A 26,579-nucleotide genomic window follows, 5' to 3' on the forward strand; every position below is an offset into this window, starting at 1 on the left:
GGTCGTCAAAAGGGTATGAACTCATATACAAATGATTTTTCGAGGTGGTAATAAACGCCTGGTTATTGACCACCACCACTTTTTTTATTTCTTTTCCTTCAGGATAGTCACGCATAACCCCATCGGAGTTTCTCTCCAGCGCCCGGGAAGAAGCCATATAGTTTGCGACCTGCCATGTTTGCCCATAATCTTTAGATATTTTATATGCCCCGGGTTCCCATTCAGGCACCAGAACGTACTGTTCTGAGGGATGGATAAACTCACCCGAGAACACTCTATAGATTGGATTGCCATAAATTGATTTGTGAATTTTTCTTTTTATGTCATGGTAAACAACATATCCTTCACAATCATATCCGATCAACTCCAGGTAGCGATTATCATCAAACCGATAAATAACCTGTGAGGGTATTTTTTTTGTACAGGCAGCGATAGCGCATAGCGAAATGGCTCCAACAATTACTCTTACCGTATTTCCTGGTTTCATGATTTATCCTTAAACGTTAAGCGGTTTGGGCATATCCCATTGCAGATTGGGAGTCTCGGTATTGTATATTTCATTATGTCTGGCAGGTTGAACCGTTGTTGAATGATAATATTCGTTAACCACACCAAATTGACCCTTTGGTAAAATATCATCCGGCCTGTTCATATAATCTTTTGTGTCAGCTTTATTCAATATCCCTGTATTATAATAATCAACAGTCCTTGGCAGACCATTAAGCTTCATACGCCAGTCCCCACGGCGAAGTAGTTTTACCCAGAACTCACCATTTTCGTAATCAAATGCCCCGCATATCCCCACCGCCAGATCGAAGGCCATCGCTTTCGCGGGGGCATCTTTCGACATAACAATAGAGGAATGCTGGCTGTAACCAACCTGCTCTGATTTCATCCATTCTTTTTCCAGCTCATCCGGCGTTTTTTCATAAATAAGCTGCACGGTCTTATTGTATCCCCCGCCCAGGACAACGCCTTTGGTATAAGGCTTAGCATATTTTTTGGCGAACATCGCGAGTTCTGCGGGCGTTAATTCTTGCCCCGGCTGTAAATAATCGAAACCTGCGCCGCTGAGACTTTTGAAATCTGTCTCAGTGCGCGCAATAACCGTGGCTTTTGCCGAAAATGAGATGTTCTGATCGGGTGAACCCGGTACTATCGAATATTTATACTGACTTCCCGCGCCCTGTAACTGGTGTCTGAAGGTGACGGGGAGCTGCTCACCATTCACAACCACATCCGCAAACGTATATTGTCTGGTCGCCAGCGTATCCTGATCAAAACAATCCTTTTTTAACGCCGGCATTTCAAAAGGCACGCTCAGTGGGCTGCCGCCTATTTCCGGACCATTTTCGCAGAAAACCCGCTGGCGCAGATTGTCTATGCCGCTGGCAATGTCATGGGGGACTCCCCGCCAGCCCAAACCCTGCACGTTAAGTAATGAAACCACGCTGTCATTAGGGCAAAAATAGTTATATACCTTGCCAAAGTTATTACGGGTATAAAGTTTATTCTTGCGCCATTGAGAATTGGTTTTACTCAGACAAATTGCACCTTCTAATTCATCAATCTCGGCTTGCGTGTGATATTCCCCCTTGCCATATCTGGCGTTTGTCGCCATCAAATGACAGAAATTTTTAAACGTCTGCTGGCGGGCGCGATCCGTCTGGTGATGTCCGGGCGTCATCCCTTCAGCAGCCGTTTTTTCCAGGGCGTAGGGAGAATGGTTGAGGATCACACAATCGGCGGGATCGGCACCAGCTGCTTTGACCAGCATATTGGCGAGCATGGTAATAATCGTTCCCTGGGAGTGCGCAATAATATTAATGGGATCGAATTTTGTTGCCGGTTCTCTTCGAATCATCAGAATTAAATCGGCCAGCCGCTGCGCGGCAAAAAACTGATAAATTCGGTGCGGGTTATCATAAATTGGGTGCGTAAAATCCCCGGCATTCAGATGAAATGAAGCAAATCCTGCCGCAGCGTTCGCAGGGCCGCCGGAGCCAGGGCCTAGCATATCCGGAATAGTGGTTGTCGCATTGGCAAAGGTACCCCCGCCTTTGGCATACACATCATCGAGAACATTACCAAAATTATCATTCTGATATTTCAACGTGGTTTGAGGAATGTGTCCTAACTTTACCAGCGTTGCGTTGTCATCTTCCTGATAGGCGTTGTAAGGCAGCTTTGCGGCGTCTCCTGATTTAGCCCGCTCATCGCGATAACGCCGCTGATCGTCAATATACGTTGCATGGTCAACAGGTTTATATCCCCAGTAAAATGGGATCACCGGGCTGCGTCCGGGCATTTTCACCTGCTGCTGCTCGCCATCCCCCATATCCATTTTGTACTGATGCCACTCATGCGGATACATATCCGTGCGGCCCATACGTTCATTCAAGCCAGCAATGATCCCCTGCTCCTGATTTTGATACGCCTCACCCACATCGTTGACGCCATGAACAAGGATCACAATACAGGGCATAGGGTTTTTAACCGCCACTTCGCAGACGGCCATTTTTCCGCCGGTGGATTTAGGTACGCCTTGTACACCTGTCGCCACGACCCGCGGATTAAAGGGACTGTTACTCATTTGGCAAAATCTCCATTTTCATTTCATCCATTTCCGTCATATCCAGTAACGGCGTCATGCCTTCATCGTCGGTAACACCTTCAATGATTTCACCGGAGGCCTTAGTCAGTCTGAATTTTGTCTTTTTCAGAACATCGTCCGTATTTCCATAACCATGTAATTTAATGCGGCGGTGAAACTGGTCTTCCTGAAAAACGGGGGATTTATCTTTAACGGATTCCGGCCCGCTCCAGTCAAGGGTGGTGCCTTTGAGCTGCACTTTGGCGGGAGAGAATATTTTTACTGAGCCATCTTCATTTATTCGAATACCGCCGCCTCCACACAGCAACTGAATATTCTTTTTGGCGCTGATGGTTACGTTGCCGTTCATACTCTGAATATGAAAATGCTGATCGGAAAGCAGGCCCATTTCCCCGCGCTGTGCCTGGACGGAAATATCATCTTTTGCGGCGATAATTTTGATCCCGATCGCTCTGCTGAAAAGCGATAACCCCTGCCCGACTGCCATGGAGAGTTTCTTAAAAACGTTAAAACTGCCGTTGTTGGCCGCGTTCAGCGACAGATCTTTGTTTGCCGACAGCGCCATGGTTTCCGGTGTGAGCAGAGCCATACCGTGATCGGCATAGGCCACCAGCCCCGAGCGGGTGAGCTGTTGAAGCGCGGCGTTAAGCTGCTGCTGTTGCTCCATTTCAACGTTTAACGCTTGCGCCGTCAGGGCGCTTTGCTGAAGAGAAGTTGCCAGCACAAGGGCTGCCTGTAGCTGTTGAACGACTGCATTCATGTCGAGCTGCTGGCCCTGGGCTTTTGGCTGCGCCTCTGTCGTCAGCAATATTCCCTTTGCAGCCCTCAAAACAGCCCGGTCATCGGTGCGCAGTTCTGCGCCTTCACCGCGCGGCTTACCACCTGCATCAACAAGATGTCCCATGTTCAGCTGCGTTTTAGCGTACTCGGTACTCAGCTTGACGTGTTCCTGCCCGCGCCGGTCTTCCATCCGCAGCTTATTGAGACCCGCAGTGCGGATGACATTGCGGGTATTATTGCGGCTGGTAACGGGGTCAGGTTTTGGCGCATGATGCAGCGCATGGGCAATGAAAGGTCTTTCCGGATCGCCACCTTCAAACGCAATGGCAACCTCCGCACCCTGAATGAGTGGAAAGTGATGACCATAAGTATCGCCGGCATAAATCCGCGCCAGACGGACGTGCATACTTTCATAGCCTTGCCTATGTTGGTCGAGGTCAAAATCAAACTTCACCCAATAGCGCCCCTGCAGATCGATGTGGGCATATTGGTCATTGTCTATTCGAGATGAAACAATTGCCGGAACCGTACCCGCGATACGCGGTCTGGGTAGCGGCTGCGGTCGAAAGCAAACGCGCTCATTGTAGGGAATACCGAACAGTTGGGATTGCAGGGCTGCATCACGCCTGCCCGTCACTCGCATTGCCGTTACCACAAAGCCCGAAGTGAACGCCTGCGGAATGGTACCGTCGATTTTAAGCACCATACCTGGCACGATCGATGGACTGGTGGTCACGCCGCTTAAAACGGACTGATTATTAAGAATAATTTCGTGATGCAGTTTGGCGTAGAACCAGCTTGATTCGCCTGGTTGTTCCTCCGCAAATTTCGATCCCGGCTGGTGATGAATATCCGCATAACGATAATCCACTCCATACGTCGTCGACGTTTGTTCAGCTCCCTCGGCATCAACATTGAGTATTAGCGAATTGGCAAGCCGATAGTCAAAGTTCTTTGCTTTAACGGCTGCGGAAACAACGTTGTGCTTTGATACCAGCTTATCGATCGAATAATCATTTGCTGTCAGACCCGCATGAGATGCATGCATAATCTTTTGATCGAAGATATACCGGCTTTGTGAATCGCTGAAGATAAGCACCATAATGTGCGGAACGGCATGATGATTTTCAATTCTGAACCAGATCCCAACTTCTGACAGGATGCGGCTGATAAACGCTAAATCTGACTCATCCCACTGGACGATCATTTCCCGGTTAGGATACATACAAACAAGATTATCAAAGTCGATTTCATAATCGGCAAAAGCATGTTCTTTGAGGATCTGCGTGACCAAATTCGGCACATTTATGTTCAGGTAAATAGCCGATCGCTTGCGTCGAGAGAGTAATGCAAGCTTATGCTCCAGCCTGATTTCGTACAGTGATTCATCCGCTGATGTGCTAATAAGCGAAAATGACGTAATGACGCCTTCAATTTGTCGTTCATTTAGCCACATTTCAGAACCCTGAATATATTTACTCCAATTATGATTAGGTGCTCTGATTTTCAGCGAGCCTTCAATATTTAGAAGTGAATCAGGAGGGATGTTTTTTAGTTTTGATGTAAATGTAATCTTATAACTGTATGGTTTACTTAAATTTTCATGACCTTCAATTGTTTCAACATCAAGCCACCCTAACTTACCTTCGCCCCTTACGGAGAATAAATATTTATTTATACTCTCCTCTGAAACTATACCTTCCAGATTATAGAACCCTGAACCTTTTTTCATTATCGCATCCCTTGCCAAAAGAAAGTAATACATAAGAAATAAAGTCCAGTCAGCATATCAATAATAACTAAAAAAGGTTATTTTTTATTGAGAAAATCTGGAAGTGATTTAATTATTATTAGTCAAACACGTAATATAACCCTGGAATATAAATAAACGATTAACTGGCGAGATTTTATATTCAATGAAATTGATTTTTTAACAAAAAGATTTATAAAACGCCGCATTCGTTTTTTCACCGCGAGGCAACAATCCAGCGTTCATATCCAAATGGTTCCAGAAAACTGAGATGTGACTAAAAAAAACGAACGCATTAACCCAATGATTTACAATAACATTTATGAAAATATTCTTTTCATTTATCATTTTATTGAATGAATCACACCACCCCATAAAAAAACACAATAAAATATAACGATTCCCTGTTCTGCTGTGAGGGAGAGGTAACCGGATGGTATCCCATTTGATCCATGGGAAAGCTTTTGATTTTCTCCCTCTCCCTTTGAGAGAGGGCCGCATAAAGGTCATCTTATCAGCCACAGGAGAATCAATGAAACGCTCCGCAATAAACGAGATCCTTGGCCACACGCGCCAGTTTTTCTCTCAGCACGACGTGCATCTCCCCCCTTTTGCCAGCTTCCCCCCGACCCAATGGCGCAAGCTTGATGCCGCTGCCTGGAGCGAAGTGTTCGACCTTAAGCTCGGTTGGGATGTCACTGCGTTTGGCGGCAACAATTTCGCCGCGCAAGGATTAACGCTGTTCACCCTGCGTAATGGTTCGCCGAAAGGCATGCCTTACGAGAAATGCTACGCCGAGAAAATCATGCATGTTCGCGATGCACAGGTCACGCCGATGCATTTTCACTGGCGCAAACGCGAAGACATTATCAATCGCGGCGGCGGCAATCTCATTGTAGAACTGTGGAATGCAGGGATCCGCGAGCAAACGGAAGACAGCGACGTTAGCGTGGTGATTGACGGCTGTCGGCAAACCCATGCCGCAGGCAGTCAACTGCGCCTGACGCCGGGTGAAAGCATCTGCCTGCCGCCGGGCCTGTATCACAGCTTCTGGGCGGAAGAAGGTTTTGGCGACGTGCTGGTTGGCGAGGTCTCTTCTGTTAATGACGACGACCACGACAACCATTTTCTGCAACCGATTTCCCGCTACAACGACATTGAAGAAGACGAACCGGCGATGCTGGTGCTGTGTAACGAATATCGCCTGTTCCGCTAACCAAGGAGCACATTATGCCGTTGATCTCACTCGCTGATGGCCTTGCCCATGCCCGCGAGCACCGCTATGCCTTAGGGGCGTTTAACGTTCTGGATTCACATTTCCTGCGCGCGTTGTTTGCCGCGGCAAAGCAGGAACGTTCGCCGTTTATTATCAACATTGCCGAGGTGCATTTTAAATATATCTCGCTAGATTCTCTGGTCGAAGCGGTCAAGTTCGAAGCCGCCAGACATGACATTCCCGTAGTGCTGAATCTTGACCACGGCCTGCACTTTGAGTCGGTGGTGCGAGCGTTACGCTTAGGTTTCAGCTCAGTGATGTTCGATGGCTCCACGCTGGAGTACGAAGAAAATATCCGACAGACCCGCGAAGTGGTGAAGATGTGCCACGCCGTCGGCGTGTCGGTGGAAGCTGAGTTGGGCGCAGTCGGTGGCGATGAAGGCGGTGCGCTGTACGGTCATGCCGACGAATCACTGTTTACCGACCCAATGCTGGCGCGTGATTTCGTTGACAGAACCGGGATTGACGCGCTGGCGGTCGCCATTGGCAATGCCCACGGCAAATATAAAGGCGAACCGCTGCTCGACTTCCCGCGTCTGGACGCCATTCGCCAGCAGGCGGCAATCCCGCTGGTACTGCACGGTGGCTCCGGCATCAGCGACGACGATTTCAAGCGCGCAATTGAACTCGGCATTCACAAAATCAACTTCTATACCGGCATGTCGCAGGCGGCGCTGTCGGCAGTGGAGACGCGGATGGCGAATCGTCAGCCCTTATACGACGAATTCGCTGAACTGCTGCTCGGCATTGAGGAAGCCATTACCGATACCGTTTCAGAACAGATGCGCATTTTTGGCAGCGCGGGACGGGTCTGATGGAACGCAAAGGCGTTATCGCCGCAGGCAACATGCTGGTCGATCATGTGCATCAAATTGTGCAGTGGCCGGAACGCGGCTGGTTGGCGGAAATCACCCGTAGCGAACGCGCCACGGGCGGTGCGCCGCTTAATGTGCTGCTGACGCTGGCAAAAATGCACACTGGGCTGCCGTTGCAGGCGGTGGGGTTAATCGGTCAGGACAGCGATGGCGACTACATCATGGCGATGCTGGAGCAGTATCACGTTAATCGCCAACACGTGCAGCGCACGACATTCGCGCCCACGTCAATGTCGCAGGTGATGACCGATCCCAGCGGTCAGCGCACCTTTTTCCACTCGCCGGGCGCCAACAGACTGCTGGATTTGCCCGCTTTTGAGCAACTGGATACCTCGATGAAAATCTTCCATCTGGGATATCTGCTGCTGCTCGACAGTCTGGACATGCCGGATGAGGAGTACGGGACGCGTAGCGCAAGGCTGCTAGCGCAAATGCGCGACAACGGCTTTGAAACGTCGCTGGATCTGGTCTCACGCAAGGGCGACCCGCGCTACCAGCCACTGGTGATGCCAGCCTTGCGCCATCTCGACTATCTGGTGATTAACGAGCTGGAAGCCGGAGAATTTAGCGGGCTGGAGATCCGCCAGCCCAACGGCGAGCTGCATATCCCGCATATCGCTACCGCCGCGCGCGAATTATTGGGTGCAGGAGTACGCCAGCGGGTGGTTATTCACTGTCCGGAAGGTGCCTGGGGTGAAGCGCCGGATCTGCCGGGCGTCTGGATCCCATCGCAGTACCTGGCGCAGGAGGAGATCGTTGGCAGCGTCGGGGCGGGTGATGCGTTTTGCGCCGGATTTTTGTATGGCTGTCATGAGCGCTGGTCGCTGACGGACAGCGTCAGGTTGGCACACGCCTGTGCGCGGGCAAGCTTGCTGTGCGCCAATGCGATAGACGGCGCGAAGACGCTGGCAGAGTTAAAAGCAGAAATGGTTGACGCCTGATGCGCTGCGCTTATCAGGCCTACGCGGTCGTTGTCGCTTTTGTCGGCCGGATAAGGCGTTTACGCCGCATCCGGCAACTACACATGATCACGCCGCCTTATCGTGATGCTGCACGTCGGCGGCAAACACATAACCCAACCCGCGCAGGGTTTTGATCAACATCGGTTGATGCGGGTTAATCTCTATTTTTCGCCGCAAGCGCATGATTAACACGTCAATAGTGCGGTCAAACACCTCAACGCTGTCGCTACGCGTCAGCTCCAGCAGTTGTTCCCGACTCAGCACCCGGCGGGCATTTTGGGCCAGCGCCAACAGCAGGCTGTATTCCCCCTGCGTCAACTCCACCTTCAACTGCTGGGGATTACGAAGCTGGCAACCGGCGGTATCGAGATGCCAGCCATTGAAAGAAAGCCCCGTGGTCTGTGGGCCGCCGCTTTCTGCCGTTAACACGCCAACGCGTCTGAGCACCGCCTTTACCCGAGCCACCAGCACCCGCGCATTGAACGGTTTACCGATATAGTCGTCAGCGCCCATTTCCAGCCCGACCACCACATCCGACTCGCTACCAAGCCCGGTCAGCATTACCACCGGTAATCCGGGCCTCATCTTTTGCACCTGCTGCAGCACCATCAGACCGTTGATGTCGGGCAACATCATATCCAGCAATACCAGCGCAATCTCCGGCTGAGTCTCAATGCAGCGCAACGCCTCCTGCCCGGTGTGACAAGCGGTCACCGCAAAGACGTGTTCGTTCAGCACATCCTGTAAAAGCGAGCAGACTGCCACGTCATCATCCACAACCAGTATGGCTGGCTTCATTGTTTTTCCCCATTTCTGGCCAACTTAAATGAGTGTGATTGATTCTGCCCAGAGTGACAGCGATAAGGCACAAGGATATGTGGGAAACATAACCTCGGTCACACTGCCGGGGCGTCACGTATTGGAGATTCGACACGTCAAATATGACGACAGCCTGTTTTTCGTCAGGGTTTTGACCAAAAATCACCCGTAATATCAGGGAATGCCCACAATAAAAAAGTGGCATAGAAGATGCATACTGAGGGCGACAGCGCGTATGCGCGATTTGATTAACTGGAGCGAGACCGATGAAAAAAGTCGTCACGGTTTGCCCATATTGCGCATCAGGTTGCAAAATCAACCTGGTGGTCGATAACGGCAAAATCGTCCGGGCTGAAGCGGCGCAGGGGAAAACCAACCAGGGTACTCTGTGTCTGAAGGGCTACTATGGCTGGGATTTTATCAACGATACCCAGATCCTGACCCCTCGTCTGAAAACCCCAATGATCCGTCGCCAGCGTGGCGGCAAACTGGAATCTGTTTCCTGGGATGAAGCGCTTGATTACGTCGCCACTCGTCTGAGCGCCATCAAAGCGAAGTATGGCCCGGACGCTATTCAGACGACCGGTTCATCTCGCGGTACGGGTAACGAAACCAACTATGTAATGCAAAAATTCGCGCGCGCCGTTATTGGTACCAATAACGTTGACTGCTGCGCTCGCGTCTGACACGGCCCATCGGTTGCAGGTCTGCACCAATCGGTCGGTAACGGCGCAATGAGTAATGCTATCAATGAAATTGATAACACAGATTTAGTGTTCATCTTCGGGTATAACCCGGCGGATTCCCACCCGATCGTGGCGAATCACGTGATTAACGCTAAACGTAACGGGGCGAAAATCATCGTCTGCGATCCGCGCAAAATTGAAACCGCGCGTATTGCCGACATGCACATCGCGTTGAAAAACGGCTCGAACATCGCGCTGCTCAACGCCATGGGTCATGTCATCATCGAAGAAAAACTGTACGACCAGGCGTTCGTCGCCTCCCGTACGGAAGGATTCGAAGAGTACAGCAAGATTGTCGAAGGCTACACGCCGGAGTCCGTCGAAGATATCACTGGCGTTAGCGCGCAGGATATTCGTCAGGCTGCACGTATGTATGCCACGGCAAAAAGCGCGGCTATCCTGTGGGGCATGGGTGTTACCCAGTTCTATCAGGGCGTGGAAACCGTGCGTTCACTGACCAGCCTCGCAATGCTGACCGGCAACCTCGGTAAGCCAAGCGTGGGCGTAAACCCGGTTCGTGGCCAGAACAACGTTCAGGGTGCATGCGACATGGGTGCGCTGCCGGATACCTATCCGGGCTATCAGTACGTTAAGTTCCCGGAAAACCGCGAGAAATTCGCTAAAGCCTGGGGCGTGGAAAGTCTGCCTGCACATACCGGTTATCGCATCAGCGAACTGCCGCACCGTGCTGCGCATGGCGAAGTACGCGCGGCGTACATCATGGGTGAAGATCCATTACAGACCGATGCTGAACTCTCCGCAGTGCGCAAAGGCTTTGAGGATCTGGAACTGGTCATCGTGCAGGATATCTTCATGACCAAAACCGCCGCGGCCGCAGACGTTATTTTACCGTCTACGTCATGGGGCGAGCATGAAGGCGTATTCTCCGCGGCTGACCGTGGCTTCCAGCGCTTCTTTAAAGCCGTTGAGCCGAAGTGGGATCTGAAAACGGACTGGCAGATTATCAGTGAAATCGCCACCCGTATGGGCTATCCGATGCACTACAACAACACCCAAGAAATCTGGGACGAGTTGCGTCATCTGTGTCCGGATTTCTACGGTGCCACTTACGAGAAAATGGGCGAACTGGGTTATATCCAGTGGCCTTGCCGCGACACCTCAGAAGCCGATCAGGGGACGTCTTATCTCTTTAAAGAGAAGTTCGACACCCCGAACGGCCTGGCGCAGTTCTTCACCTGCGACTGGGTAGCGCCAATCGACAAACTCACCCCAGAGTACCCAATGGTACTGTCTACGGTGCGTGAAGTCGGCCACTACTCTTGCCGTTCGATGACCGGTAACTGTGCGGCGCTGGCCGCGCTGGCGGATGAACCGGGCTATGCCCAGATCAACACCGCCGACGCAGAACGCCTGGGCATCCAGGACGAAGAACTGGTGTGGGTTAACTCGCGTAAAGGTCGGGTCATTACCCGTGCAGCAGTCAGCGATCGTCCAAACAAAGGCGCGATTTATATGACCTACCAGTGGTGGATTGGCGCATGTAATGAGCTGGTAACCGAGAACTTAAGCCCGATTACCAAAACGCCAGAGTATAAGTACTGTGCCGTTAACGTTGAACGCATTGCCGATCAGCGCGCTGCCGAGCAGTATGTTATTGATGAGTACAACAAGCTGAAAGCCAGTCTGCGCGAAAGCGCGATGGGTTAGTCCGTTTACGTACCTGTTCTGCAACAGCCTCCGCCCGGAGGCTGTTTTTTTATCCATACGATCTCTTTATACTGTTCATTCCGTACCCTAAATAAAACTCAAAATGAAACAACTCATTGCATTGATGTTCTTTATGACATTCTTTGCCCATGCCAGTGATACTGAGCCAGGAAGCCAGTACTTACAGGCCGCTGAGGCAGGGGACCGTCGTGCACAGTACTTTCTTGCCGATACCTGGTTCAGTTCGGGCGATTTGAGCAAAGCCGAGTATTGGGCGCAAAAAGCCGCCGACAATGGCGATGCCGACGCCTGCGCGCTCCTGGCGCAAATCAAAATTACGAATCCGGTCAGTCTGGATTACCCCCAGGCCAAAACGCTGGCGGAAAAGGCAGCCAAAGCGGGCAGTAAAGCAGGAGAACTCACCCTGGCGCGGATTCTGGTCAACACCCAGGCAGGACACACAGATTACCCCAAAGCCATTACCTTGCTGCAAAACGCCTCTGAAGATCTGGAAAATGACTCAGCCGTCGACGCGCAAATGCTGCTCGGGCTGATTTACGCCAACGGCGTGGGGATCCCCGCAGACGATGAAAAAGCGACGTGGTATTTCAAACGCAGCTCCGCCATCTCCCGCACCGGTTATTCCGAGTACTGGGCCGGAATGATGTTCTTAAACGGCGAGCAGGGTTTTATCGTGAAGAATAAACAGAAGGCGCTACACTGGCTGAATCTGAGCTGTATGGAAGGGTTCGATACCGGCTGTGAAGAGTTTGAAAAGTTAACAAACGGGTAATGGTTTGCATTGCCGGATGGCGGCATAAACGCCTTATCCGGCCTACAGTTCACCGTCTTCCGTAGGCCGGATAAGCGCAGCGCCATCCGGCAATCTTTCATTAATTAATGATTAGCGGTCTTATCAAATTTACCCAGCATCTCGCGCTCGTAAGCCAGCGCCTTCTTGCGGTCAAATTTATGCTCCCACTTGGCGATAACCAGCACCGCCAGCGCATTCCCCACCACATTCAGCGCGGTACGCGCCATGTCGAGGATACGGTCAACACCGGCAATAAACGCCAGGCCTTCCAGCGGGATCCCCACGCTGCCAAGCGTAGCCAGCAGTACCACGAAGGAGACGCCCGGCACGCCCGCAATCCCTTTCGACGTAACCATTAGCGTCAGTACTAATACGATTTCCTGCCACAGCGACAGGTCGATACCATACAGCTGCGCAATAAAGATCGCGGCAATACTCTGGTACAGCGTTGAACCATCAAGGTTGAATGAGTAGCCGGTCGGCACCACAAAGCTGGTGATTGAAGCCGGTGCGCCATAGGCTTCCATCTTCTCGATAATACGCGGCAGTACGCTCTCGGAGCTGGCGGTAGAGTAAGCCAGAATCAGCTCATCTTTCAAAATGCGGATCAGGATCCAGATGCTCAAACCGCAGATACGCGCCACAATCCCCAGCACCACCAGCGCGAAGAACAGGATGGCAAAATGCACCAACAGCACCAGTTTCGCCAGCGGCCACAGGGAGGCAAAACCGAAGTTCGCGACGGTCACAGCAATCAGCGCAAAAACACCGACTGGCGCATAACGCATCACCATGTGGGTCACTTTAAACATGGTTTCTGAAATCGAGCGGAACACGGTCACCAGCGGCTCGCGGTGGGTTGCTGGTAGTGAAGACAAGCCTAAACCAAACAGCACCGAGAAGAAGATAATCGGCAACATATCGCCTTTCGCCATCGACGCGACGATATTAGTCGGCACCAGCGACACAATTGTGCCCATCAGGCCATGCGCGTGGCTCTGCACTTCTGCGGTCGTATTTTGATATTTCGAAATATCCACGGTCGCCAGTTGCGACATATCAATCCCGGAACCCGGCTGGAACACATTCGCCAGCGTGATGCCAAGAATAATCGCTACGGTGGTGATCACTTCGAAATAGAGAATGGTTTTGGCGCCAATACGGCCCAGCTGTTTTGCATCACCCACCCCGGCAATACCAACCACCAGCGTGGAGATAACAATCGGCACGACGATCATTTTGATCAGATGGATAAAGATATCGCCTGCCGGAGACAGCAGGTTGACCACCAGCCATTCGCGGCTGTCGCTATGGTAATGCAGGTAACTCCCTAGCAGAATGCCCAGCACCATGGCGATTAGAATCTGCCATGCCAGGCTGACTTTCAAATTTTTCATAACAACGGACTTCCTCGATGGAGCGCTATTCCACATGCGGTGTGTGGGAATAGTACATACTGAAAGGGTATGAATTGTGTTGCGTTCGTTTATGGAGTTTTTTAACGCTTATGCCCTAAATAATTCGAGTTGCAGGAAGGCGGCGACGCAGCGAATTCCCAGGAGCTTACGCCAGTAAGTGACTGGGGTGAGCGAGGAAAGCCAACACACCTGCAACTTGAAGTATGACGGGTATATTATCATTATCATCTGCATGGCATTCCGCGCAACCCTCTAAGAACAGGGCTTTTGGCTGAATTTATGCATAAAAATGCAATTTTATCGCGGTATTGATGAATAACTTTTTGTTATAAAAGAATTTTAATATGTTCAAAAATGAAGAAGTCATAGCGTGAGTTTTTTTCGCCCACCTGTTCGTTTGCCTGTTTTTTAAACAGGCAAAATGATACAAATCACAAAAAAAACAAATTTATTTTTGCCGATTCTGCAACAACTTCGCCATATTAATAGAGTCAACGAGCTGTGCCCGGTTCACCCTCGGCGAATTTAAATCCATAACTTTTTGCCAAACTGAAATAGCCTGGGCGTAGTCTGCCTGCATAAACGCATCTGAGGCTAACAACATCAGCGCGGTGACCTCTGCCGGGTCCAGCGCCAAGGCCTTATCAATCATCTCGCGAGTGGGCGGCGCCATATGTTGTCCGGCCTGGTAATACAATACCGTTGCCATCGCTGAATAGATCTCAGCATTTTCACCGCCGACACGCAGCGCCTGCTCGTAGGCCAGCAGCGCATTATGATATGCGTTTTGCCAAAGATAGTACTCCCCGAGTTGCGCCCATTTCACGCCGTCCTGTGGATTGGCTCGAATCTGCGATTGCAGCAAAAGCAACTGTTTTTCCTGAATATTTTCATCAGAGAAAGCATGTAAAGGGTCCGCCAGTCGCGTCTGCTCCTGACGAACCGCCTGCCATTTTGGCGTCAACAGGTAGCCTCCAATGCAGGCCACAACCATCAGTACCACCGCAGCGGTCAGACGCTTCACGGGCATTGGGCGTAACAGCGGCTCGCACTGGCTCATTATTCACCTTCCTCCGTATGCTGACGTCTTCTCACTCGCCAGACCACTACACCTACCAGCAACAACAACAGGCACGGCAACGCCCACAGCAGCAGCGTTTGCTCATTCAGCGGCGGATTATAACGAACGAAATCACCGTAACGCTCGGTCATCCAGGTGGTTATCTCGGCTTCACTTTTCCCTTCCGCCACCATGCTGTAAACCTGATGGCGCATACTGACCGCTACCGGCGCATTTGATTCCAGCAAATTTTGGTTTTGGCACTGTGGACAACGCAGTTGGCTGGCAATAGACAGCGCTTGTTCTTGCTGTTGCGGATTTTCAAAGCGCCAGGTATCCACAACCTGGGCATGCGTAGCGAAAGTAATGAAAAACAGGACGAGCGTTAAGAGTAATAACTTTCTGCCGGATGGAGCTGCGCTTATCCGGCCTACGGTTTGCGCACCTTGTAGGCCGGATAAGGCGTTTACGCCGCCATCCGGCAACGCTGTGATTAATTTACGCATCACGCTTCCTCCCTCGCCATCCGCTCAGCAGCGCGCCAAAGACCATTAATAGTCCCCCACCCCAAATCCAGCGCACGCCGGTCTGCACGTACAAGCGCATGGCATAACGGTCTGGTCCGGTTTTTTCACCCATTACCGCATACCAGTCATGCATCAGGTTCCAGCGGATCCCCGGCTCCATCATCTGTTGACGACGCGCGGCATAGAAGCGCCTTTCAGGTTGCAGGCTGCCAATGCGTTTCTCATTGTGCCACAGCGTGATCTGCGCTTTTTCACTGGTGTAGTTACCTTTGGCTTCCAGGTCGAGACGCTCAAAACGGAAAATGTAACCCGCCAGTTCAACCTGCTGCCCAGGGCTCAGGTTCAGGCTTATCTCCTGACGGCTACCGCTGGAAAAGACGATCCCCGCCGCAAACACCAGCACCCCGGCATGCGCCAGCAGTGCCGGAAGTTGGATGCGGAAAGACACTTTGCGGCTTCTGACCATTGCCAGCACAATAACCAGCAGCATCAGTAGGCCAAAGGGCAGCGTAGCGCGGTTAAAGTACGGTGCGCCCACAGAAAGCCGCCCCCAGCCGAACAGCCCGTAAATCATCGGGTAGAGCGTGCCAATCAGCACAATCAGCAGCACCGCACTAAAGAGCAGCAGCGCAACCAGAATCAGCATCTCGCGTGACCAACCGCCAAAACGAGCATTCTGCCGGACTTGCTGGCCCCGCCAGGCGTACAGCCCGAGCGACGCCAGACTCAACACGGTAAACAGCGCAAACAGCGGCGCGGCACGAACGTTATCCAGCGCGAAAGCATGCACCGAAACGAGAATGCCGGAACGCACAATCAGCGTCCCCAGCAGCGATAAAATCAGCGTGACGATCGCCAGCAGCAGCGACCAGTGGCGGAAGATCCCGCGCTGGCGCGTGATATACAGGCTATGCAGCAGCGCGCTGGCGGAAAGCCAGGGTAATAAGGAGGCGTTTTCTACCGGGTCCCAGAACCACCAGCCGCCCCAACCCAGCTCGCAGTAGGCCCACCAGGAGCCGAGGATAATCCCCAGCGTCAGCGCGCACCAACCGGGCAAGGCCCAGCGCCAGCACACCCAGGCGCTCTGCGCATTAAAGTCACTACGTAGCAGCGAGGCCAGCGCCACGCCTGCCGCCACCATCAAACCACCGTAACCCAGGTACAGCAGCGGTGGATGGAGGATTAACCCAAGATGTTGCAGCATCGGGTTAAGGTCGCGCCCTTCAATGGCTGGCGGAAAGATACGCACGAACGGATCGGACCATACCACCACAAACAGCAGCAGCAGGGCCGTTATCATTGAAAGGACGCAGAGCGTCAGCGGAAACAGCGCGTTGGTATTACGCCGATAGCGAAGAGCAAACAGCGCGCTCCAGGCGGAAAGAAACAGCACCCACAGCAGCAGCGATCCTTCATGACCGCCCCACACCGCCGCCAGTTTTAATCCCCACGGCAGCAGGCTGTAGCTGTGCTGGGCAACGTAGACCACCGAAAAATCGCTGGTCAAAAAGCAGAATACCAGAATGGTAAAGGCCAGTAGCAGCAGGGCAAATTGCGTCCACACGCCCACGCTTGCCAGGCGCATCACCCCTTGCCAGCGCTGCCGGACACCTACCAACACGGCAAGCGGGGTCAACACGTTGACCCCGAGGCTTAATAACAGCGCCAGAAAACCGGCTTCAGGAAGGAGAACGTCCAGATATCACCTTACGCAACGGTTAGCTGACCCGCATAGAGGATAAAAAAGCGCAGCAGCAGTACGCCGGTCAGGCTGGCGCCGCACACTGCCAGCACGCCATGAAACGTCGAACTGCGGTTGGCCCAGGGTTTTAGCAGCATCGGCAGTATCAACCCAAGCCCGGCCACGCCAAGCCAGAACCACCAGGTCCAGAATCCGCCGCCCAGTGCCGCCGCCAGCGCACGCATTTTGCCGTCATCGCCCAGCGCCAGACCAACAAAGAACGCCGCCAGCAGGAAGATCTCCAGCCATACGACCGGGACTTCCATGCGATGCACAAAGTGCGCTTCCGTACTGTGCGGATTGCTACGATGACGTAACGCCATGGCGATCAGCGCCACTGCCGCACCGGAGGAGATCCCGGAGAACAGGAACAGCACCGGCAGGATCGGATTATTCAGGAACGGATAGGATTTCAGCGCCGACAGCAGGAACCCGGTATACGCCCCGAGCAGGACTGCCAGCACCAGCATCAATGTCTCCAGTGCGCGATGGAACGGCGTGATTAGCGTCAGGAGTTTTGACACAATCGTCAGTCGCGGCACGAACCGCTGTTGCAGGGCAATCACCTCTTTTTCAAAGATTTTTGCCAGCCACAACACTAACACCACCATGTACAACTGGAACAGCATGACCCCCATCGACATCACCGAGGTGAAGCTGTAGTGGAACATCAGTTTCCAGAAAGTCCATGGACGCGTCAGGTGGAACACCAGAATCAGCAAACCGAAGATAATTGCCCCCGGCCCTAACACCAGCGTGGTGCGCAGCAGCGTGCTGTCTGAACCGCCCGCCTCCGGATGGAAGCGACGCAGCAGAATCGCCAACGTGACCAGTCCGGCAGAGATACCTATCAGGAACAGATAGATGGCAATGGGCCAGTCCCACACCAGTGATTCAAAATGAAATGCAGAAGCGGATGTCATTGGCTCACCTCCCCAAATTTAAAGGGAACGCGGTAGACCTTCGGTTTTGTACCCAACGCCAGTTTGTAACGGTAGGTATTTTTCTGCTGCAACAAACGGGATATATCACTGTTGGGATCGTCCAGATTACCAAACGTCAGCGCCTTCGTCGGGCATGACTCAACGCAGGCGGGCTGTTTGCCCGCTTTCAGGTTGGTTTTCCGGCAGAAATCGCATTTATCCGCCGTTTTGCTCACCGGATGGATAAACCGCACGCGATAAGGACACGCGGCGATACAGTACTGGCAGCCAACGCAAAGGTCCGGGTTCACATCCACAATACCGCTGGCGGCATCGCGATACGATGCCCCCGTCGGACAGACGTCAACGCAGGGAGCGTGGTCGCAATGCTGGCACGAGTGACGGAAGAAGCGATACTTCACATCAGGAAATGTCCCTTGCGGCTCGCTGCGAATAATCGTCAGACGCGATACGCCTTCCGGCACGTTGTTAACTTCCCGACAAGCATCCATGCAGGCCGTACAGCCAATGCATAAAGACTCATCATGAACCATACCGTAACGCACGCCATTGATGTTCAGCGTCTTCGCCACAACGCGCCCCGCCGTCCCGCTCACTGCCACCAGCGCGCCGACGCCGGTGATAAACTGGCGACGAGAGCAACTCATGGATGCTCCTTAAGCAACGGAACCGACGCCGGATTAAAGTTCGGATTGTTACGCTGATCGCTGTGGCAATCGACGCAAATCTTGATCCGTCCTTTATCGCTCAGCGTCTGCATCGTGTCTTGCTTCGGATGCAGTGAGTGACAGCTGGCACACGCCACTTTGGTTACGTGGACATCGTGCGGCCAGAACGCTTTTTGCAACTGCTCAGGCAGGTGACAGGACATACAGACGCTGTTCTGCTGCTCCACGTTGTACATCGGCTCATTAAAGCGCATCACATCTTTCACCCCTTCGCGGTGGTTCGGTGACGGCTGGCCGTGACAATTGGTGCAGGTGACAGGCAGTTTGTTATTCGGGTTGATGGCTTCCGCATGCTTACCATGCATGCCTTCGGTATCCGGCTTGTGACAGTCCAGACAGGCGGCATCCGGATTACGCTGTTGGGTAACCGTCCAGCGTTGATCCGACTCCTGCGGCGTTGGCGTGGCAGTGATTCCACTCAGGCTCCATAACAAGCCTGACGCCAGCACCCCAGCAGTTAATAACGAACGTAATACGCTCATATTCACTCCGTTGAGTTATCCGCCCCTTGCGGGGCGAAATGGGGTTATTGGCTTAACAGACCGTTTTTACGCGCCTGATCTTCCCACTGCGGAATCACCGTTTTGATGAAGTCCTGCTTCTCAGCATTGATTTGCTGCATGTTCAAACCAATCGCCGCCTGGGCTTTCTCTTTGGTAGAGATATCCGGTAACGGGATTTCATGCGTGATGCCTTTGGTCGCCAGCAGACGGACCAGTTTGGTACGTGCGTCAGCGGCTTTATCCATTGCGCTACCCAGCATCCGCAGACCTTCTTCCGGGGCGTGCATGTGAATACCGTGTGAGGCGATAGACAGGTCCCAACGCCATTGCGCGTGACGGATATCTTCCAGAATCGGCTTCATTTCCGCTTCGGTCGCACCCGCATCCCATGCGGCTTTCGCTTCGAAGTGCGCACGAACAAGCTGGTCTTCAACTTTGATTTTCAGGTCATGAATAGCCTGTTTACGCTCGGCGACCACTTTTTGCAGGGACGCTTTGTCCTGGGTGTGGCAGTTCGCACAGGTCTGAGCGAAATTATCGAACGGATTACCAATCTTATGGTCGGTGTAAATCTTGCCTTCCGCGTTCTGCACTTTCGGCATGTGGCAGTCGATACAGGTCACATTGTTCTTGCCGTGAATGCCTGCGCTCCAGGTTTCATACTCCGGGTGCTGCGCTTTCAGCATCGGGGTTTTAGACAGGGAGTTGGTCCAGTCAGAGAAGGCGATGGTGTCGTAGTACTTCTCCATGTTCTCGACTTTCATGCCGTCGTCCCACGGGAACTTAACGGCTTTATTTTTACCGTCGAAGTAATATTCCACGTGGCACTGGCCGCAGACCATGGATTGCTGGTCAAAGCGACCGGCTTTCTCAAACGGTTTGCCGATTGTTTCCATCGCGCGTTCAGCATAAGGACGCGACAGCGTCAGTTCTGGCTTGCCTTTGGCAAAGTCTGGTGACGCGGTGTTATGGCAATCGCCGCAGCCAAGATTATTAACAATTTCAGGACCGCCGCGCGCCCATTTACCGTGGAAGTAGCCATCTTCACCGTCTTTCTGGATCAGACGCGCCACATCCGGGCTTTTACAGCTCCAGCAGGCCATCGGCAACGGACCATCTTCTGCCGTTTTGGGTGCGCCGGTACGTAAGGTTTCACGAACATCGGTCACTGCATACGCGTGCCCGCGCGGTTTGTTGTAATCGCGCGAGAAGGGATATCCCGCCCACAGGATCACCAGACGAGGATCTTCTGCCAGCGCATCTTCACGGGCTGATTGCTCAGACGTGGCTTTCCAGGAGAGATATTGATCGGGATGCTGAGGGGCGAAGACTTCATTCTTCGCTTCAACGGTGACGGTTTTTGCGGGTACGGGGGTTTGTTCAGCGTGAACTGCAGAGATAAATAATAAAGGTACTAACAGGCTGAAGAAACGGCGTACGCGTGATTTTATCCTTGCCATAGGGGTCTCATCCAGATGACGCCATTATCTGCAATGGCGGTTCTTTTATTGTTTTCCATAACAGCAACCACACGAATACTGTCATGACATTGCTCCACCCTATTTGTAACAAGAAACCACACTGAAAATGTTGTCTTTAATCAATTGTAAGTGTATGTAAAATACCACTTTAGAGTTAGTGACACCCTTTAATTGCTCCCTCTTTTGTCTAATTCAGATACAGATCACCTTTTCAACAATCCTTTAGATAACTACATGTTATCGCGAGATTTAGTCAATTTTGCTAGCTCCCTTCAAAATTCAGTTTGTCGCTAATTTGCACAATTCGTTTATTGCGTGATCTGCCGCGCAAATACTAAACAAAACTCTCAAAGCCCCTACATTTAACGTTTATGAGACATATTATTAACATCCTACAAGGAGAACAAAAGCCATGAGCCAAATACATAAACACGCTATTCCCGCAAACATTGCGGATCGTTGCCTGATAAATCCGGAGCAGTACGCAGAGAAATACCAGCAATCCGTTAACGAACCCGACACATTTTGGGGCGAACAGGGAAAAATTCTTGATTGGATCAAGCCGTACAGCCAGGTGAAGAACACTTCCTTCGCACCAGGCAACGTGTCGATTAAATGGTACGAAGACGGCACCCTGAATCTGGCCGCAAACTGCCTTGACCGCCACCTGCAGGCAAACGGCGATCGTACCGCCATCATCTGGGAAGGCGATGACGCAACCCAAAGCAAAAACATTACCTATCGCGAGTTACATCGCGATGTCTGCCGTTTCGCCAATACGCTACTGGATTTAGGCATTAAAAAAGGTGACGTGGTGGCCATTTATATGCCGATGGTGCCGGAAGCTGCGGTCGCCATGCTGGCCTGCGCCCGTATTGGCGCGGTGCATTCGGTCATCTTCGGTGGTTTCTCACCGGAAGCCGTCGCCGGACGTATTATCGACTCCAATTCACGCCTGGTGATCACCGCCGACGAAGGCGTACGCGCCGGGCGCGCTATCCCACTGAAAAAGAACGTGGATGATGCGCTGAAAAATCCAAATGTGAAAACCGTTGAACATGTGGTCGTTCTCAAACGTACCGGTGGAAAAACGGAATGGCAGGAAGGTCGCGACCTGTGGTGGTCCGATCTTATCGAGAAGGCCAGCTCAGAACACCAGCCGGAAGAGATGAACGCGGAAGATCCGCTGTTTATCCTGTATACCTCCGGCTCAACCGGCAAGCCGAAAGGCGTGCTGCACACTACCGGCGGGTATCTGGTCTACGCTGCAACCACCTTTAAGTATGTGTTTGATTACCATCAGGGCGATATCTATTGGTGTACCGCTGACGTAGGCTGGGTAACCGGGCACAGCTACCTGCTGTACGGTCCGTTGGCCTGCGGCGCAACCACGCTGATGTTCGAAGGCGTGCCAAACTGGCCTACCCCGGCGCGTATGTCGCAGGTTGTGGACAAGCATCAGGTCAATATTCTGTATACCGCACCGACCGCCATTCGCGCCCTGATGGCGGAAGGCGATAAAGCGATTGAAGGCACTGACCGTTCGTCACTGCGTATCCTGGGTTCAGTTGGCGAGCCGATCAACCCGGAAGCATGGGAGTGGTACTGGAAGAAGATCGGCAACGAAAAATGCCCGGTCGTCGATACCTGGTGGCAGACTGAAACCGGTGGATTCATGATTACCCCGCTGCCGGGCGCCACCGAACTGAAAGCCGGTTCTGCAACCCGTCCATTCTTTGGCGTACAGCCTGCGATTGTCGATAACGAAGGTAATCCGCTGGAAGGCGCGACCGAAGGCAATCTGGTGATTACCGACTCGTGGCCGGGCCAGGCGAGAACGCTGTTTGGCGATCACGAACGCTTTGAGCAAACCTACTTCTCTACCTTCAAGAATATGTACTTCAGCGGCGACGGCGCGCGCCGTGACGAAGATGGCTATTACTGGATCACCGGACGTGTGGACGATGTGCTGAACGTCTCCGGCCACCGTCTGGGAACAGCTGAAATCGAATCGGCGCTGGTGTCGCATCCGAAGATTGCCGAAGCCGCGGTGGTAGGGATTCCGCATAATATTAAAGGCCAGGCGATCTACGCTTACGTCACGCTGAATCACGGTGAAGAGCCGTCACCTGAGTTGTACGCCGAGGTTCGCAACTGGGTGCGTAAAGAAATTGGCCCGCTGGCAACGCCAGACGTGCTGCACTGGACCGACTCACTGCCGAAAACCCGCTCCGGCAAAATCATGCGCCGTATTCTGCGTAAAATCGCGGCGGGCGATACCAGCAATCTGGGCGATACCTCGACTCTCGCCGATCCTGGCGTCGTGGAGAAACTGCTCGAAGAGAAGCAGGCCATCGCGATGCCATCATAACCATAACTGTGAAATGCCCGATGGCGCGCAGCTTATCGGGTCTACAAATCCTATCCCTACCCCTCCCCTGACCGGGAGGGAAATATAAAAACCCTCCCCCAAAGGATTTCGCGTTGCAGGAAGGCGGCAAGCGAGCACATCCCCAGGAGCATAGTTCACTATGTGACTGGGGTGACAAATCTGTCCGGAACAGATTTGAACGTTACTTGTAACGGCCCCGCTGGGGCGAGGCCCAGGGATGGGTCGAGTAACGAGTGCGGCCAACGCACCTGCGGCGTGAAAGACGAAGGGGGTATCTCTGGAGACTCTGTGATGAATGACCAAATTTATCAGCGGATAGAAGACAGTGCGCGTTTCAGGGAGTTAGTAGAAAAACGGCAACGGTTTGCCACCATTCTGTCCATCATCATGCTGGCAGTTTATATCAGCTTTATTTTATTGATTGCCTTTGCGCCAGGCTGGCTGGGTACTCCGCTACACGCAGGAACCAGCGTCACCCGCGGTATTCCGATTGGGGTCGGAGTGATCCTCATCTCCTTCATCCTGACCGGGATCTACATCTGGCGGGCAAACGGTGAATTCGATCGCCTGAACAATGCGGTTCTGCACGAGGTTAAAGCATCATGAAGAGAGTCCTGACGGCGCTTGCCGCCACGCTGCCCTTCGCCGCAAACGCGGCGGATGCTATTAGCGGTGCAGTTCAACGCCAGCCAACCAACTGGCAGGCGATTGTTATGTTCCTGATTTTCGTCATCTTTACGCTCGGCATTACCTACTGGGCGTCTAAGCGCGTACGTTCGCGTAATGACTACTACACCGCCGGCGGTAACATCACCGGTTTCCAGAACGGGCTGGCGATTGCGGGCGACTATATGTCGGCGGCATCGTTCCTTGGGATTTCCGCGCTGGTATTTACCTCCGGTTATGACGGGCTGATTTACTCACTCGGCTTCCTGGTCGGCTGGCCAATTATTCTGTTCCTGATTGCTGAGCGTTTGCGTAACCTCGGTCGTTACACCTTTGCTGACGTTGCTTCTTATCGTCTGAAGCAGGGTCCAATCCGTATTCTGTCGGCCTGTGGTTCCCTGGTGGTGGTCGCGCTGTATCTGATCGCCCAGATGGTCGGCGCAGGTAAACTGATTGAGCTGCTGTTTGGTCTGAACTATCACATCGCCGTCGTGCTGGTTGGCGTACTGATGATGATGTACGTTCTGTTTGGCGGCATGCTGGCAACCACCTGGGTACAGATCATTAAAGCTGTTCTGCTGCTGTTCGGCGCCAGCTTTATGGCCTTCATGGTAATGAAGCATGTCGGCTTCAGCTTCAACAACCTGTTCACCGAAGCGATGGCAGTACACCCGAAAGGCTCCGCGATTATGAGCCCGGGCGGTCTGGTAAAAGATCCGATATCCGCCCTGTCGTTAGGTCTTGGATTGATGTTCGGTACAGCAGGTTTGCCGCATATTCTGATGCGTTTCTTCACGGTCAGCGATGCCCGCGAAGCGCGTAAGAGCGTATTCTATGCCACCGGTTTTATGGGTTATTTCTACATCCTGACCTTTATCATCGGCTTTGGCGCGATCATGCTGGTAGGTGCTAATCCAGAGTACAAAGATGCTGCAGGCGCACTGATCGGTGGTAACAACATGGCGGCGGTTCACCTGGCGAATGCGGTGGGCGGTAACCTGTTCCTCGGCTTCATCTCTGCAGTGGCGTTTGCCACCATCCTGGCGGTGGTTGCCGGGCTGACGCTGGCGGGCGCTTCGGCAGTTTCTCACGACCTGTACGCCAACGTATTCCGCAAAGGCGCAACCGAACGTGAAGAGCTGAAGGTGTCAAAAATCACCGTACTGGTACTGGGTGTGATAGCCATCCTGCTCGGCGTGCTGTTTGAGAACCAGAACATCGCCTTCATGGTGGGTCTGGCGTTCGCCATCGCGGCCAGCTGCAACTTCCCGATCATCCTGCTTTCCATGTACTGGTCGCGTCTGACCACCCGTGGCGCAATGCTGGGTGGCTGGTTAGGTCTGTTAACAGCGGTAGTATTGATGATTCTCGGCCCAACCATTTGGGTCCAGATCCTCGGTCACGAAAAAGCCATTTTCCCGTATGAATATCCAGCGCTGTTCTCCATCAGCATAGCGTTCCTCGGGATCTGGTTCTTCTCTGCTACCGACAACTCAGAAGAAGGCAACCGCGAACGCGAGCAGTTCCGTGCTCAGTTCATCCGCTCCCAGACCGGGTACGGCGTAGAACAAGGTCGCGCGCACTAACATCCCTTCTCCTCCGGCTTTCGGGCCGGAGGATTACATCCTTTCTTAGAACATCAGCCTCGCGACCAGTGGCGCAACCAATACCATCACCACACCGGAAAGCATCATTACCAGACTGGCAACCACGCCCTCTTGCTGACCAAGCTCATAAGAGCGCGCCGTGCCTGCCCCGTGCGATGCTGCGCCAAATCCTGCGCCTTTCGCCATTCCTTCACGAATGGAAAGGCGTAAAAACAGCACATCGCCGACCGCCATGCCGAATACGCCGGTCACCACCACGAACAAGGCCACCAGGTCCGGCTGCCCGCCCAATGGCTCTGCCGCTGCCAGCGCAAATGGCGTGGTGACGGAACGCACCGCCAGACTGCGTTGGATCTCATCAGGCAACATAAACAGACGCGCCAGCCACACGGAACTGGTGACGGCCACCAGCGTTGCCGTTATCACGCCCGCCGTCAGCGACATCCAGTGACGCTTAATCACCGCAAGGTTGTCATACACCGGAACGGCAAAGGCGATGGTCGCCGGTCCTAACAACCACAGCAACCAGTGCGATTCACCAATATAGTTTTGCCAGGAGATATGGCCGAAGACTAGCATCAGCACCAGCAGGGCCGGGGTGAGAACTAATGGCATCAGCGGTAATTTACGAAAACGGCGATACAAACGCTTATTAGCAAAGTAGATACCCAGCGTAATCACCAGACACAACATGCTTAGCTGGAAATTACTCACGGTTTAGCCTGCTCATTTCATAGCGATACACTTTATCCACCACCCACGCCGTTGCGCCGAGCACCATCAGCGTACTGATCGCAATGACGGCAAATATACGCCAGCCATCAACCAGCAACAGCTGCGTGTAGTTCACAACGGCGACCACCGCCGGGACAAAAAACAGCAGCATTTCAGCCAGTAACCAGCGAGCACCTGCGCGAATCCAGTTCAGCGGGATAACCCGGCAGACAATTAACGCCAGCATCAGCACCATCCCTACCAGGTTGGCAGGAAGCGGCAGATGCAGCCAGGAGACAAGATATTGAGCTAATACAAAGAGACCTGCGTACAACAGAACCTGAACGGGGATCTGGAGTCGATGAATAACAGCAGGCGTCACGCGGCTTATCGCCACAGCCATGAGGGTATGTCCTTAAAAAATAGAGAGCGCCAGTATAGAGAGCCCCCGTCCAGGACTGAAATGAATTAAACTCATTGCAGGTATAGTCTTA

Annotated in this window: 20 protein-coding genes and 1 pseudogene; 8 read left to right on the top strand and 13 right to left on the bottom strand. The window is 52.8% G+C overall.

Translation table 11 applies throughout. From position 1 onward, the window contains the following. The 3 genes from OGV71_RS00090 to OGV71_RS00100 form a co-directional block, all read right to left on the bottom strand. A partial coding sequence (locus OGV71_RS00090; protein WP_502873626.1) for a T6SS immunity protein Tli3 family protein occupies positions 1-487 on the bottom strand: 487 nt, incomplete at its 3' end. A gap of 9 nt (positions 488-496) precedes the next feature. After that, entirely contained in the window at positions 497-2,593 is a 2,097-nt protein-coding gene (locus OGV71_RS00095) for a T6SS effector phospholipase Tle3 domain-containing protein (protein ID WP_286532301.1), read from the bottom strand. Then, on the bottom strand, positions 2,586-5,126 hold the full coding sequence (locus OGV71_RS00100) for a type VI secretion system Vgr family protein (RefSeq protein WP_286532304.1): 2,541 nt from the start codon (positions 5,124-5,126) through the stop codon (positions 2,586-2,588). Before OGV71_RS00100 ends, OGV71_RS00095 begins: the two co-directional genes overlap by 8 nt. A gap of 550 nt (positions 5,127-5,676) precedes the next feature. On the opposite strand from OGV71_RS00100, the gene OGV71_RS00105 reads away from it, so the two are divergent. The 3 genes from OGV71_RS00105 to OGV71_RS00115 are packed head-to-tail and all read left to right on the top strand — an operon-like array spanning position 5,677 to position 8,236. Further along, a complete protein-coding gene (locus OGV71_RS00105; RefSeq protein ID WP_046671373.1) occupies positions 5,677-6,360 on the top strand; it encodes a D-lyxose/D-mannose isomerase in 684 nt (227 codons plus the stop codon). 14 nt (positions 6,361-6,374) lie between these two features. Then, complete coding sequence (locus OGV71_RS00110) at positions 6,375-7,235, top strand: ketose 1,6-bisphosphate aldolase (RefSeq protein WP_003031787.1); 861 nt, start codon at positions 6,375-6,377, stop codon at positions 7,233-7,235. After that, complete coding sequence (locus tag OGV71_RS00115) at positions 7,232-8,236, top strand: carbohydrate kinase family protein (RefSeq protein ID WP_204584353.1); 1,005 nt, start codon at positions 7,232-7,234, stop codon at positions 8,234-8,236. Before OGV71_RS00110 ends, OGV71_RS00115 begins: the two co-directional genes overlap by 4 nt. Positions 8,237-8,323: 87 nt before the next feature. On the opposite strand, the gene OGV71_RS00120 is transcribed toward OGV71_RS00115, so the two are convergent. Next, entirely contained in the window at positions 8,324-9,055 is a 732-nt protein-coding gene (locus tag OGV71_RS00120; protein ID WP_286532308.1) for a response regulator transcription factor, read from the bottom strand. Between the two features lie 287 nt (positions 9,056-9,342). On the opposite strand from OGV71_RS00120, the gene fdhF reads away from it, so the two are divergent. Together fdhF and yjcO are read left to right on the top strand one after the other, a co-directional pair. After that, positions 9,343-11,490, top strand: a complete 2,148-nt coding sequence (gene fdhF / locus OGV71_RS00125; RefSeq protein ID WP_080602221.1) for a formate dehydrogenase subunit alpha — start codon at positions 9,343-9,345, stop codon at positions 11,488-11,490. Between the two features lie 103 nt (positions 11,491-11,593). After that, entirely contained in the window at positions 11,594-12,283 is a 690-nt protein-coding gene (gene yjcO / locus OGV71_RS00130) for a Sel1 family TPR-like repeat protein YjcO (RefSeq protein ID WP_003031775.1), read from the top strand. 104 nt (positions 12,284-12,387) lie between these two features. On the opposite strand, the gene gltP is transcribed toward yjcO, so the two are convergent. The 7 genes and pseudogenes from gltP to nrfA form a co-directional block, all read right to left on the bottom strand. Continuing rightward, entirely contained in the window at positions 12,388-13,701 is a 1,314-nt protein-coding gene (gltP, locus tag OGV71_RS00135) for a glutamate/aspartate:proton symporter GltP (RefSeq protein ID WP_003031773.1), read from the bottom strand. Between the two features lie 469 nt (positions 13,702-14,170). Beyond that, positions 14,171-14,782 (bottom strand): heme lyase NrfEFG subunit NrfG, encoded by a 612-nt coding sequence (gene nrfG / locus OGV71_RS00140; RefSeq protein ID WP_003031771.1) that lies wholly within the window; start codon positions 14,780-14,782, stop codon positions 14,171-14,173. Continuing rightward, a pseudogene (gene nrfF / locus OGV71_RS00145) lies at positions 14,782-17,008 on the bottom strand (heme lyase NrfEFG subunit NrfF). The gene nrfG and the pseudogene nrfF overlap by 1 nt, the downstream one beginning before the upstream one ends. Before the next feature lie 8 nt (positions 17,009-17,016). Further along, complete coding sequence (nrfD, locus tag OGV71_RS00150) at positions 17,017-17,973, bottom strand: cytochrome c nitrite reductase subunit NrfD (RefSeq protein WP_151218050.1); 957 nt, start codon at positions 17,971-17,973, stop codon at positions 17,017-17,019. Beyond that, entirely contained in the window at positions 17,970-18,641 is a 672-nt protein-coding gene (gene nrfC, locus OGV71_RS00155) for a cytochrome c nitrite reductase Fe-S protein (protein ID WP_204584249.1), read from the bottom strand. Before nrfC ends, nrfD begins: the two co-directional genes overlap by 4 nt. Further along, the gene (gene nrfB, locus OGV71_RS00160; RefSeq protein WP_003031758.1) at positions 18,638-19,204 is read right to left on the bottom strand and encodes a cytochrome c nitrite reductase pentaheme subunit; all 567 of its coding nucleotides are present in this window, start codon (positions 19,202-19,204) and stop codon (positions 18,638-18,640) included. The genes nrfC and nrfB overlap by 4 nt, the downstream gene beginning before the upstream one ends. Before the next feature lie 44 nt (positions 19,205-19,248). Next, positions 19,249-20,685: an ammonia-forming nitrite reductase cytochrome c552 subunit gene (nrfA, locus tag OGV71_RS00165; RefSeq protein ID WP_003844735.1), complete on the bottom strand. Its 1,437-nt coding sequence runs from the start codon at positions 20,683-20,685 to the stop codon at positions 19,249-19,251. A gap of 433 nt (positions 20,686-21,118) precedes the next feature. Between nrfA and acs the strand changes: the two genes are divergently transcribed. The 3 genes from acs to actP all read left to right on the top strand — a co-directional run bounded on the left by acs (position 21,119) and on the right by actP (position 25,350). Further along, a complete protein-coding gene (acs, locus tag OGV71_RS00170; RefSeq protein ID WP_003826645.1) occupies positions 21,119-23,077 on the top strand; it encodes an acetate--CoA ligase in 1,959 nt (652 codons plus the stop codon). 312 nt (positions 23,078-23,389) lie between these two features. Continuing rightward, the gene (locus OGV71_RS00175) at positions 23,390-23,704 is read left to right on the top strand and encodes a DUF485 domain-containing protein (RefSeq protein ID WP_003031750.1); all 315 of its coding nucleotides are present in this window, start codon (positions 23,390-23,392) and stop codon (positions 23,702-23,704) included. After that, complete coding sequence (gene actP, locus OGV71_RS00180; RefSeq protein ID WP_003031747.1) at positions 23,701-25,350, top strand: cation/acetate symporter ActP; 1,650 nt, start codon at positions 23,701-23,703, stop codon at positions 25,348-25,350. The genes OGV71_RS00175 and actP overlap by 4 nt, the downstream gene beginning before the upstream one ends. A 45-nt stretch (positions 25,351-25,395) precedes the next feature. On the opposite strand, the gene OGV71_RS00185 is transcribed toward actP, so the two are convergent. Then, positions 25,396-26,085 (bottom strand): LrgB family protein, encoded by a 690-nt coding sequence (locus OGV71_RS00185; protein WP_086504808.1) that lies wholly within the window; start codon positions 26,083-26,085, stop codon positions 25,396-25,398. Then, a complete protein-coding gene (locus OGV71_RS00190) occupies positions 26,078-26,488 on the bottom strand; it encodes a CidA/LrgA family protein (RefSeq protein ID WP_044715240.1) in 411 nt (136 codons plus the stop codon). Before OGV71_RS00190 ends, OGV71_RS00185 begins: the two co-directional genes overlap by 8 nt. Positions 26,489-26,579: the final 91 nt, after the last annotated feature.

It is taken from the genome of Citrobacter sp. Cf088, from assembly GCF_030334295.1.
GTDB lineage: Bacteria > Pseudomonadota > Gammaproteobacteria > Enterobacterales > Enterobacteriaceae > Citrobacter > Citrobacter freundii.